Here is a 12311-nt window from a genome sequence, read left to right on the forward strand (position 1 = left end):
GTCAGCCACCTGCTGCCGTGGCTGCATCGACGGTGATGCCCGGCCGGACCTTGCCCGCCCCCTCGGTGATGACGTTCTCGCCTTCCTTGAGGCCCTTGCCGATGACGGCCCGGCCGCGCGTGTTGCGCGTGACATCGACGCGGCGAAGCTCCACTTTGGAACTGGCGTCGACCACAAGCACGAAGGCGCCCTGCTGATCGCGCTGGATCGCCTGCTGCGGCACGGCAAGAACCTCCTGCTTGTCGGATTGTTCAAGCATGACACGCACCAGGGCCCCGTCGAGCAATATGCTGTCCGGATTGGGGAATTCGGCGCGCACGGTGACCGTGTCCGTCCCTTGCGAGACATTGCTGGCGATGAAATTGATCGTCCCCTTCTGCTTGTATTCCGTGCCGTTCGGCAGCCCGAGCCCGACATTGGCGCCGCCGCTGATCTCGCCCTTCAGCACACGCTCGCGATAGGTGAGGTAGAGGGCGGTCGCCACAGGGAACTGGACATAAATGGGATCAAGTCGGGTCAGCGTCACCAACGGCCCGCTGTCCGGGCCGACGAGCGCGCCGACGTCGGCCGATGTCAGGCCGATGATGCCGTCGAAGGGAGCGACGATCTTCGTATAGGAGAGGTTGAGCTCGGCATTGTCCTTGCTGCCCTTGAGCCGCACCAGATCGCCTTCGGCTTTCCTGACCTCGGCATGGGCCTCGTCGACCTTGGCCTGAGAAATCGTCTTGGTCGTCAGCAGTTGCTCGGCGCGGTCACGCTCGAGGATGGCAAGTTCCTTGGCGGCCTCCGCCGCTTCGATCTGTCCCTCGATCTCCTGGACGGCGGCGCGATAGGCGCCGTCTTCGACCTGGTAGAGCACCGTGCCAGCGGTGACTTTCTGCCCCTCTGTGAAGTTGACCGCCTCGAGGAAGCCCGAAACGCGGGCGCGTACATCGACTCTCTGAATGGCGGTGACTTTGCCGGTTAGGTCGACGCTCTCGCGCAAGTCCATGATTGCCGCCGGCGCCACGACCACCGCCGGAGCCTGCTGCGCTAGGGCCGTCTGCGCCGTGAGACCAACTGCGACCAGAAGCGTTGATGTAATTGAAGCTGCACGGATTCTCGTATGACGCATGCAACGTTCCCCCTGAACGAAACAGCTTGAGATGACTTCTGCGCGCCTGGGCAGGCGCCCTCGTTGCATTGAAATCAGAACACGTTCTCTGCTTCAAGTCACGCAATCTTTGGTTGATAAGGTGCCGGACACATAAATGGGAGGGGTTTGCCGAAAACGGATGGCCCGAAGGAGAACTTGTCACAAAAGCAATGGTTTGCACCGTGTGCCCCGTCCGGGGCGAAAGTGTGTGCTGGTGCGCGGTCCATGGCGGAACGGTTGAGCCTGCCACTCGACGCCCATCGTTTAACGTGTGCTGCGCCGTCGCGGTCGCAGGGCAAGATTTGCAACCTTAGGTGATGAACTTCGTGCGGATGCTCCAAGCGGATGCTCTAAAGAAACAGGTCCCGGCGTGACGCCGGGACCTGCAATCGATAGTGTAGCCGGACGGATCAGGCGAGATCGAAGCGATCGGCGTTCATCACCTTGTTCCAGGCGGCCACGAAGTCGCGCACGAACTTCTTCTTGGCATCCGCCTGTCCGTAGACTTCCGCAATCGCCCTCAACTGCGAATTCGAACCGAAGACGAGATCGACGCGGGTCGCCGTCCACTTGACGTCGCCGGTCTTGCGGTCGCGCCCCTCGAACACGTCCTTCGCGTCCGACGTCGCCTTCCAGACCGTGCTCATGTCGAGCAGGTTGACGAAGAAGTCGTTGCTGAGCGTTTCGGCACGATCGGTGAAGACGCCGTGCTTGCTCTGATCGTGGTTCGCGCCAAGAACACGCAAGCCCCCGACGAGAACGGTCATCTCCGGCGCGGTGAGCGTCAAGAGTTGAGCCTTGTCGATCAGCAGTTCTTCAGGCGAAACCGCATATTGGGTCCGCTGGTAGTTGCGGAAACCGTCTGCGATCGGCTCCAGAACAGCGAAGGAATCGACGTCGGTCTGGTCCTGCGAGGCGTCCATGCGACCCGGCGCGAAGGTAACCTCGATGTCATGGCCGGCTGCTTTCGCTGCCTTTTCGATGGCAGCGGCGCCGCCAAGCACGATCAGGTCGGCGAGCGACACTTTCTTGCCGCCGGACTGCGCGTCGTTGAAGGCGCGCTGGATGCCTTCGAGGGTTTCGAGAACCTTTGCCAGTTGTGCCGGCTGGTTGACCTGCCAGTCCTTCTGCGGCGCAAGGCGAATACGAGCGCCGTTGGCCCCGCCGCGCTTGTCCGAACCGCGGAACGTCGCGGCGGAGGCCCAGGCGGTCGAAACCAGCTCGGAGACCGAAAGGCCCGAAGCGAGGATCTTGGCTTTGAGGTCGGCGATATCCTTCGCGTCAACGAGCGGATGATCGACGGCCGGGATGGGATCCTGCCAGATCAGTTCTTCGGCCGGAACTTCCGGGCCGAGATAGCGGGCGCGCGGACCCATGTCGCGGTGCGTCAGCTTGTACCAGGCGCGGGCAAAGGCGTCGGCGAAAGCGTCCGGGTTCTCGTAGAAGTGTCTCGCGATCTTCTCATAGGCCGGATCGACGCGCAGCGCGAGGTCGGTCGTCAGCATCGACGGGGCGTGACGCTTGGACTTGTCATGTGCATCCGGGACGGTGCCGGCGCCCATGCCATGCTTCGGCGTCCACTGGTGGGCGCCGGCCGGGCTCTTCGTCAGTTCCCATTCGTAGCCGAAGAGGTTCCAGAAGTAGTTGTTGCTCCACTTGGTCGGCGTCGTCGTCCAGGTGACTTCGAGACCGCTGGTGATGGTGTCGCCGCCACGGCCGCTGCCGTAGGTGCTGGCCCAGCCAAGGCCCTGTTCCTCGATGCCCGCACCTTCCGGCTCGCGGCCGACATTGGCCGCATCACCGGCGCCGTGGGTCTTGCCGAAGGTGTGGCCGCCGGCGATCAGCGCAACGGTTTCCTCGTCGTTCATCGCCATGCGGGCGAAGGTCTCGCGAATGTCCCTGGCGGCGGCAAGCGGGTCCGGGTTGCCGTTCGGGCCTTCCGGGTTGACGTAGATCAGGCCCATCTGCACCGCTGCGAGCGGGTTTTCGAGGTCCCGGTCGCCGGAATAGCGCTTGTCGTCGAGCCAGGTCTTTTCCGTGCCCCAGTAGATGTCCTCTTCCGGTTCCCACACATCGGGACGGCCGCCGGCGAAACCGAAGGTTTTGAAGCCCATCGATTCGAGCGCGCAGTTGCCGGCGAGGATCATCAGGTCGGCCCAAGAGATGCTGTTGCCGTATTTCTGCTTGATCGGCCAGAGGAGGCGGCGGGCCTTGTCGAGGTTGGCGTTGTCCGGCCAGCTGTTGAGCGGTGCGAAGCGCTGCTGCCCGGCACCGGCGCCGCCGCGGCCGTCGCCGGTGCGGTAGGTACCGGCGCTGTGCCAGGCCATGCGTATGAACAGCGGTCCGTAGTGACCGAAGTCGGCCGGCCACCAATCCTGCGAATCGGTCATCAGCGCGAAGAGATCCTTCTTCACCGCCGGCAGGTCGAGCTTCTTGAATTCCTCGGCATAGTCGAAGGCTTCGCCCATCGGGTCGGAAAGGGAGGAATTCTGGTGCAGGATCTTCAGGTTGAGCTGGTTCGGCCACCAGTCACGATTCGAGGTGCCGGCGGATTGAGCGCTCGTCTGAGCTCCGTGCATGACGGGACATTTGCCCGTTTTGTCGGCTTTCGCGTCCATTTCTATCTCCCTTTACGATGACGTGAATTGTGCGGGTCAGAGGAAAAGCAGGCCGTGCGGGCCAACGGTTTGCCGGGCCCGACTTGCGACACTCTTTGTGCCGTCGCTGGTTGTCGTTCCGCGAAGCGGTCTGGCCACTGGCTGCATCTCCTTCATTGCGCTGAGGAGTCTATCAAAGTGGTTCCATTAATTTAAGTTGGATTTCCTGATGGCGGCGATAAGACAATCCTATTAGAGGTGGGCGACAGGGCAACAAACGTATGCTTGCAGCCTTGCATGCATCTCTGATGACGCCCGAGCGCTTTCGCCGATTGCAGCCCACACAAGAATATTGGTGCACGGCACTCCCGCCAAACTTGCGGAAAAAAGCATCAATGGTTAGTCACAGCCGCAAACACTCTAAGAGCTATCCATTCTTCGTGTCATGAAAGGACAGACATCGTGGCTGAGACAGAAACTGGGGCCGGCAAGGGCCGTCGCAAAGCGCTTTGGGCGGCCGTCGCAGTGATTGCGATCGCGGCCGCCGGCGTGACCGGCGGCAAGTTCATGCTCGAAAGGTCGGTCGACAAGTTCATCGCCGCGCGTGGTGGCAAGGCCGGCTCCGTCGAGGCGGACTTTCTCGGCCGCATTCACCTGCGCGACGTGACGCTGCCCTTTGCCAATGGCGCTAGCGTACAGGTCGCCGCGATCGATGGCCGTCCCAAGATCTTCTTCCTGAGCGGCAAGCTTGACGTGAAGGGACTTGAACTCGACATCGCCGCAGGAAAGTTTTCCGTGCCGCATGCGGTCATTGAGGAGCCGGACTTCTTCGCTGGCGCGCTCTCCAAGGCAGGCGAGCAGGGTGAGTTGACGACCCTGAAACGCATTGAGCGCTTTGCCGCGAAACGGATCTCGGCGCCGGAGGCGACAATCAGCCAGGATGTGGCCGGTACCGAGCAGAAGACGGTCTACAAGGATCTCGCCCTTGAGGACATCGCCGGCGGCCGCGTCGCCCGTTATTCGGCCAGCGGCGCAAGCTTCGCCTTTGCCATGGATGTTCCTGACGGAGAAGGCGCAACGAAGCGCGAACAGATGAACGGCTCGATCGGGGCCGTCACGGGCGAGAACTTCGATGCGGCCTACCTGGCGCGGATCTACACGGAAAAGGCTGGACCGGACGACAAGGAGCCGAAGCCGCTCTATGGCCCGATCACGGTGAAGAACCTTGCCTTCTCCGACGGCAAGGCGAAGTTCGGCTATGACGAAGTGCGCAGCAAAGGCTTCACTGCGCGCATGCCAGCGGAGCCTCTGCTCGAAACGCTCGAGAAACTGAAAGGCGTGACGGACCCCGAGGCGTTGCCGCCGGCAGAACGGCAGGCGTTCTTCAAACGCGTTCTTTCGGTCGTCGACATGATCGGCAACGGCGACATCGAGTTGTCGGGCCTCAAGATGGAAGCGCCGGACAAGAGCAGCGAAGAAGAAGGCAAGACCATCAAGCTCGCCGTCGACAAGATGGCGATGCAGCTCGATGGCCGCAGCTTCGACGGTTCCATCCATGGCCTTTCCGCTGGCGAAGGTGCCGACTACGTCAAGCTCGCCGAAGCAAGCATCAAGGGCTTCTCCTGGGCTCCGACCATGGAGGCGCTCACGAAGCTGGCGGGGCTGAAAGAGGAAGAATTTGAAACCTTCCCCTTCACGACGCTGATGCCGGAGTTCGGAACGATCCGCATCGCCGGACTGGACGTGGACATGCCTGGCGCCGAACCGTCAAGCTTGACGGACAGCGAAATTATCGACAGCGACCCGAGCGCGACCGAAAATGAGGCCGATCCGTCCGTCAGCACCGAGCCCGTGCCGGATGAGGCAACCGATGGTGATGCTTCCTCCGATGGCGATGCCTCGACGGATGGTGATGCCGCATCCGGGGCAGAGGTCCCGGCCGATGCCCAGGACGATCCGATGATCGAAGCGCCGGCCGAGCAGGCTGCCGTGCCTTCGGTCCCGGAACGCGTGCGCTTCACGCTCGACAGTTACGAACTGGCTCTGACCAAGCCGCGCAACGGCATCCCGACGGATGTTCGGGTCAGCTACCGCGATCTCAGCGTGCAGGTGCCGGCTGATACGCAGGACGAGGGTTTCGCGACGCTGCGCAAGCTGGGTTTCGACAAGCTGGTGTTCTCCTCCAACGTCGAGCTCGCCTGGGATGAGCCGAACGAGAACCTCGTCATCAAGGACATCTCCGTGAACGGCAAGGACATGGGCAGCTTCTCCTTCTCCGGCTTGATGGGCGGCGCCAGCAAGGATTTCTTCTCCGGCGACATGACCGCTGCGCAGGTGGCCCTCTTCGGCCTCACGGCCCGGGAAGCCACGCTCAAGCTTGAAGACAAGGGCATCTTGGCCAAGGGCATCAAGCTCTATGCCGAGGACAACCACATGACCGAGGACAGCGTTCGTGGGCTCCTCGTGCTGATGACGAGCGCAGGCGTGCAGCATTTTGCTGCCACCCAGCCGAAGCTTCAGGACGCGGCAACTGCGTTTACCCAGTTCATCAGCAAGCCTGGCGCCTTCACCCTGAAGGTCAGGGCCAAGGATGAAGCCGGGATCGGCGCCCTCGAACTGATGGGCGCTGCAGAAAACCCCGCGCTTCTGCTCGACAAGGTCGACCTCGAAGCCACGGCACAGTAACGCGATTGCGGGCCGCGTCAGCCGACGCGGCCTGCGCCTCTTCTGACTATGGGTTCCTCTAGGAATTCTCGCAGTGCCATCATTTCTTCCGGTCCGATCTCGTGCCCGCCACGATTGTAGAGGGCTCGGACATCAGCCTTTTGTCCCGCAAGATAGTCGACCAGCCGTTCGGTAAGCGCCAATGGGCGAGCCGGATCGTCCTGGCCGCCCGTGACCAGGACCGGTTTGCCTGCAAGCCCGGCATTGCCGGGCGGCGTCCACGCAACGAGGGGATGCAACAAGGCGGCGCGATCGAACAGATCGGGGTGTTTGATCAGGAGCGCCGTGAGCACCGTCGCTCCGGTCGTGCAGCCGATCCCGTAGGCGGCCCTGCCAGGATATAGGCGCCGCTTATCGGTGACGACGGTTGCCAAGTCTTCCACATGGGCAGCGAATGCCTGCATATCGGGCATCGCGCCGCTGAGCCGGGAAGGGCGCGCGGGATCGGTATCTCTCGTGCCTTTATTGAACGAAAATACCTTGGCATCCGGTAGGATGCTGGCGATCAACCCGGCGATCGGATCGTCCGGACCGGGATCGCAAAAAGCAAAGACGATCGGTACGTCGTGCCTGAACCGTTCCACCTGCTCGTCGAAACGTGAGATCGTCATGCTGCCACTCCCGATGTGGGAGATCGAAAGGCCGTCGTCGAGGCAGCAGTCACTTCTGCCTGATCCCGGTCAGCACGCCACGCGTCGCGCTTCTCCCGAGACAAGGATCAGGGCATTCATAACCAAAAAGAATAGCAATAATGTTGACAATATCATTGCATTTATTGCAATTATTTCGCATGAGCGATTTGAGTGATATCCGCGTCTTCCTGGCGGTCGCGAAACAGCGAAGCTTTACCGCCGCAGCGCGCCAGCTTTCGATGACGGCGCCAAGCGTCACCCGCGCGGTCGGTGCTTTGGAAGACGACCTCGGGGTTCAGTTGCTGCTGCGCACGACACGCCAGGTATCATTGACCTCGGCCGGCGCGGTCTACGCGGCGCGCATCGAGCCATTGATCCGCCAGTTCGATGAAGCGCGCGAGGACCTGCGTGAGCAGCACGGCGACGTCGCCGGACTGATCCGCGTCAACGCGCCGCTGTCGCTCGGCCAGCACATCCTGCCCGATATCGTTACCGGCTTTCGCGCCGAGCATCCAGGCACGCAAATTTCGCTGTCGCTGACCGACCGGCTCATCGACATCGTGGCCGAGGATTTCGATCTTGCGGTCCGCGTGTCGGAACCACCGCGCGACAAATCGACGATCTGGCGCCGGATTTGCCCGGTGCGACGTGTGCTGGTCGCGTCGCCCGGTTACCTCGCCAGATATGGATCCCCGCAGACGCCGGATGATCTCGACCGTCACGGGTGCCTTGCCTATGACGGACAGGCGATCTCGGAGACCTGGGAATTGACATCCCAGGGCCGGACGCGAAGGGTCAGGGCCGGCCAGACCTTGGCTGCCAACAATGGCGAGTTCGTCGCGAGGCTTGCGGAAAATGGAGAGGGCATCGCGCTCTTGCCGCTTTTCATCGTCGAGGATGCGCTGGCAACGGGCGCGCTCAAGCAGATCCTCGACGCGTGGGAGGCCCCGCAACTGTGGCTCACGCTCTATTATCCGCCTTATGAACGGCTGCCGCTGAGGGTTGCCAAGTTCTCGGATTTCTTCGAGAGCTACGTCACCGAAACGCGACCGCTCTAGGCTGATCGGTTCATGTCGTACGGATTTTCCGTCAAAACGGAGTCGTTTGCGGCTAAATGTGAGCAAAGGATACAAGAAATTGGCGGCAGCGCCCCGCATGTTTCCCTGACATGGACGGCAATCGCGAGATGATCCCCTGTGCGTTCGCCATCGGGTCGATCAAGCGTTGGGGCCGGTTGCACGCGAGGAATGAACTCCATCGCCAGGAGGCGCGGGTGGACGGCAGGTTATGACAGATCCGAATGGCATTGGAGCGCATTTCGGCGAGCCGAAGGCGCGATCGCTCACGGTTCGGCCCGTCCGTGACGCCCGGTTTTCGGTGACACGTCTGCAGTGCAGGCTCAATGGAGCATTGAGCCGTGTCGTGTCGCTTCCCGCGGACGACGCCTATTTCCTGATGTTCTATTTCAAGGACGTCATGCATTGCGATGTGGTTGCGGGCGAAAGCGACAGTGAAATTCGCCGTTACCGGCAAGGATCGATCTGTCTCGTCGATCTCGTTCAGGGCGCCAGCATCCGGCTTGTCAGCGATCTCGATTCACTCGCCTTTCATCTGCCGCGGGCCTTGTTCCGCGAAGTCTCGGAGTTCTCGCACGCTCCCGCCGCCACCGCTCTCCGGTGCCGCCGCGGCGAGATCGATGACGTCATGCACAATCTTGCCTTGGCCCTGTTGCCGCTGCTTGCCGAGAGCGAGAGCGAACCGGGCCCGGTGCTGCAGCATATCGCCGTCGCCATCTGCGCACATCTCCTGCACTCCTACCCGGATCGCGCCACTCTATCCGGCGGCCCGGATCTGTCCGTATGGCAGGAGAAGGCGGCCAAGGACTTCATGGTCGACCATTGGGCCAAGGACTTTTCGATGGCGGCGGCGGCCGCGGCCGCGAACCTCTCGGAGGGCGACTTTGCCGCAGCCTTCGTGGCCGTGACCGGACAGACGCCGGAAGAGTGGTTGATACGCTACAGGATCGGTCGAGCGAAACGCTACCTGATCGAGGAGGGCTGGTCGTGCGCCAAAGTCGCTGCCAGTTGCGGCTATGCCGACGAGACGCGTTTCATCGAAGCCTTTCGCGAAGTGACAGGGGTGACGCCCGCCGTCTGGCGTGCGCGCTGGCTGCAGTGAGGGGATACGACGTTGACCCATGAAGCCCTGAGAAGCGCTGCGGGAATTGCCGCTGTCATGTGGTGGCCAACCGGTGTAGCATCTGCCCGGCCCCTGAACCGGGCGACCGAGCTGGAAATCGGGAGAGCGTGACCGATGGCCTTGCATGAGGGAATGAGCGCCGGCGATCGCACGTCGCGCCCCACTGTCAAAAAAATCAGCGCGGGCGAGATCACCGTGACGAGAACCTTCTCGGATCGATTCGATCTGGAGCTCGGGCCGATGATCCCCGTCGCCGACGCCTTCAACGTCATCGTCCAGCTGCGCGATTTCGAGACGCATCGGCTGTGGCGCCGTGGCGAGCTCGTCTACGAAGGCGGGCACTCAAAGGCATCGCTCGCGATCACCGACCTTCGGGATCAATGGCAGTGCCACCATTTGTCTCCCTTCGACAATGTCCGCTTCCACATCCCTTTTGCCTGCATGCGGACCTTCACCGAGAGGGCGGGGCGCGGCGAGTATGTGTCGCTCTCGCCGGTGCAGGGACGGGTCGATCCGGTGATGTTCGGCCTTGCCCAGGCACTGTTGCCTTCGCTCGACGAGCCGGACCGGGCCAATCTGCTTTTCGTCGAACAGATCAACCTCGCGGCGCTGGCTCATCTCAGCCAGACCTATGGCGGCTTGCATTTCCCTGTCGACAAGAAAGGCACGCTGGCGCCCTGGCAGGAGAGGCAGGCAACCGAATTTCTGGTCGCACACTTCAACAAGGCGTTTTCGATCGGCGATCTCGCGGCCCAGTGCGAGCTCTCGCGCAGCTATTTCAACAAGGCTTTCAAGGAGAGCTTCGGGCGCACGCCTTCCAGGTGGTTGACCGAATATCGGATCGCGCGGGTCAAGGAATGTCTGCTTCAGGACACCCCTCTTGCCGAAATCGCGATTCACTGCGGTTTTGCCGACCAGAGCCACATGACCCGAGTTTTCACTAGCCAGACGGGGGAAACGCCGGCGCGTTTCAGGAAAAAGAACCGCTCCGTCAGCGTGGCGGCCGATCGATCTCAGCAATAGCGCGAAAAGAGGGCGCGCCCTCATGCGGATCATTCAAAATACATGAAAAGCGTGCAAGAATGCCGCTGCGGTCGGGGCAATCATGGGCCGCTCCTGCAGACGACTTGGTGAATATGAGAATGTATTGCGTGCAAGCGTTTCAAGCGCGCCGCGATCGGCGCGGTTGGTCTGGATCCGCGCTTTTCGTTTTCATCGGCGCTGCAAGCGGTTTTAGTGGGTGGTCGCGACAAACAGGAGCGAAGACGATGACGAATGCCTCCGCTGCCTTGGCCGGAACACGACCGCGCGACAGCCTCGGATGCTCGCTGGACCAACTCGATGACGACAGGACGATCGAAGGCCGCGACATGGTCTTTTATCGCAAGCGATCGCTTGCGGGGCCGCCGGGCCGGGTCACGACGCCCGGCAATGGGCGGGGATATCTCATTGGCCTGTCGCTTGCAGGCGGCCATAGCCGCCGGGTCTTCGGGGAGCATCACTCGGCGATCCAGGAATTCGGCCAGAACTCGATTTACGTCAGGAACTTCGCTGACGATTACAAGGCGGATCTGAAAGGGTCCTTCGACTTCACCCTGCTTGAAATCGGCTACGGTGCGCTGCAGCGCATTGCGGATGCTGCAAGTCTTACCGGTGTCAGCGAGCTCAGATCCATTTCCGGCTCGCCCGATCCTGTTCTCGGCGGCATGCTCGGCGCCTTGTTTGCGTCGGTGGACGGCCACACGGATCGAAGCGCCCTGTTCGTCGACCAGCTCTCGGTCGCAATCGGCGTGCATATGGTGCGGCAGTACGGCAACGGCCGCGGCGATAGGTTGGCGGGGGGACGCAGGCTCTCGCAGCGCTGCCAGGCAAAGATCCGCGAACTCGTGCAGGCCCGTCTCGACGGCGAGCTCACCGTCGAGGAGCTGGCCTCGACCTGCAACCTGTCGCAGGCTGCTTTTCTTCGCGCTTTTCGGGAGACCATGGGGAGCACGCCGTATCGCTGGCTGCTGCAGCAAAGGATCGAAAAGGCCAAGGACCTGCTGCAATTCTCCTCCACATCGCTGAGCGAGATCGCCACCACCTGCGGCTTTTCGGATCAAAGCCATTTTACCCGTGCCTTCGTCCAGGCGGTCGGGGCCACACCGCGTCAGTGGCGGCGCAACCGGCAGTCGTAACCCTCTGAAGGCACAGGCGTCCCGCCGCGGCAAGGCGAGCGAAACTTTCAAAAATCCATCTTTGGCGACAAGAACGGCATGGCCGCCGGCGGCATAATTGGGCCTCTCCGATCGGAGTCAGTTTCAACAGAAAGAGGCCATGACCATGTCCGCGACAGCGACCCCCGGCAAACTCCTCGTCTCGCCCAGGGACCACACCCTGATCATGATCGACTTCCAGTCGCAGATGTCCTTTGCGACCAAATCGATCGACGCGGTTCTCTTGCGCAACAATGCGGCGCTGGTCGCCCATGCGGCGGCGGGATTCGGCGTTTCGACCATTCTCACCACCGTTGCCGAGAAGACCTTCTCCGGTCCGATGTTCTCCGAGATCACCGATGCCTTCCCGGGCCAGAAGCTTTTGGACCGCACCTCGATGAACACCTGGGAAGACGCGGCGGTGATCGAAGAGGTCAACCGCATCGGCAAGAAGCGCCTCGTCATGTGCGGGCTCTGGACCTCGGTCTGCATCGTCGGTCCGACGCTGTCGGCGCTCGACCAGGGTTTTGAAGTCTATGTCATTGCGGACGCCTGCGGCGACGTCTCCGACGAGGCGCACGAGCGCGCGATGGACCGCATGGTGCAGGCCGGTGTGCGGCCGATGACCTCGCTGCAATACATGCTCGAGCTTCAGCGCGACTGGGCGCGCGCCGAGACCTACGACATGACCACCGGCATCGCCAAGAAGTTCGGCGGCGCCTATGGCCTCGGCATCATCTACGCCAAGTCGATGTTCGGCGCTTCCGAAGGGCACTGACGGGACGCTCTGATCCAAGTGGGCGCCGCGCGTTCCTCTGAACGCGCGGCG

General features: G+C 62.1%; 9 protein-coding genes. 6 read left to right on the forward strand and 3 right to left on the reverse strand.

From position 1 onward, the window contains the following. Nucleotide 1: 1 nt before the first annotated feature. On the reverse strand, nucleotides 2–1114 hold the full coding sequence (locus tag QM996_RS20470) for an efflux RND transporter periplasmic adaptor subunit (protein ID WP_334197897.1): 1113 nt from the start codon (nucleotides 1112–1114) through the stop codon (nucleotides 2–4). 431 nt (nucleotides 1115–1545) lie between these two features. Continuing rightward, nucleotides 1546–3753: a catalase/peroxidase HPI gene (katG, locus tag QM996_RS20475; RefSeq protein ID WP_334197898.1), complete on the reverse strand. Its 2208-nt coding sequence runs from the start codon at nucleotides 3751–3753 to the stop codon at nucleotides 1546–1548. Between the two features lie 441 nt (nucleotides 3754–4194). Here katG and QM996_RS20480 point away from each other — a divergent pair, with 441 nt between their 5' ends. After that, complete coding sequence (locus QM996_RS20480) at nucleotides 4195–6417, forward strand: aq_1923 C-terminal domain (RefSeq protein ID WP_334197899.1); 2223 nt, start codon at nucleotides 4195–4197, stop codon at nucleotides 6415–6417. Between the two features lie 17 nt (nucleotides 6418–6434). Here the strand turns inward: QM996_RS20480 and QM996_RS20485 are convergent, their stop codons facing one another. Further along, a complete protein-coding gene (locus tag QM996_RS20485) occupies nucleotides 6435–7067 on the reverse strand; it encodes an alpha/beta hydrolase (RefSeq protein ID WP_334197900.1) in 633 nt (210 codons plus the stop codon). A gap of 179 nt (nucleotides 7068–7246) precedes the next feature. Here QM996_RS20485 and QM996_RS20490 point away from each other — a divergent pair, with 179 nt between their 5' ends. The 5 genes from QM996_RS20490 (at nucleotide 7247) to QM996_RS20510 (ending at nucleotide 12260) form a co-directional block, all read left to right on the forward strand. Further along, nucleotides 7247–8146 (forward strand): LysR family transcriptional regulator, encoded by a 900-nt coding sequence (locus QM996_RS20490; RefSeq protein ID WP_334197901.1) that lies wholly within the window; start codon nucleotides 7247–7249, stop codon nucleotides 8144–8146. A 229-nt stretch (nucleotides 8147–8375) separates the two neighbouring features. After that, the gene (locus tag QM996_RS20495; RefSeq protein ID WP_334197902.1) at nucleotides 8376–9266 is read left to right on the forward strand and encodes a helix-turn-helix domain-containing protein; all 891 of its coding nucleotides are present in this window, start codon (nucleotides 8376–8378) and stop codon (nucleotides 9264–9266) included. 135 nt (nucleotides 9267–9401) lie between these two features. Continuing rightward, nucleotides 9402–10310 (forward strand): helix-turn-helix domain-containing protein, encoded by a 909-nt coding sequence (locus QM996_RS20500; RefSeq protein WP_334197903.1) that lies wholly within the window; start codon nucleotides 9402–9404, stop codon nucleotides 10308–10310. A gap of 245 nt (nucleotides 10311–10555) precedes the next feature. After that, on the forward strand, nucleotides 10556–11464 hold the full coding sequence (locus tag QM996_RS20505) for an AraC family transcriptional regulator (protein ID WP_334197904.1): 909 nt from the start codon (nucleotides 10556–10558) through the stop codon (nucleotides 11462–11464). 145 nt (nucleotides 11465–11609) lie between these two features. Further along, a complete protein-coding gene (locus tag QM996_RS20510; protein WP_334197905.1) occupies nucleotides 11610–12260 on the forward strand; it encodes a hydrolase in 651 nt (216 codons plus the stop codon). Nucleotides 12261–12311 lie beyond the last annotated feature (51 nt).

Source organism: Sinorhizobium chiapasense, assembly GCF_045277575.1.
GTDB classification, from domain to species: domain Bacteria; phylum Pseudomonadota; class Alphaproteobacteria; order Rhizobiales; family Rhizobiaceae; genus Ensifer; species Ensifer chiapasense_A.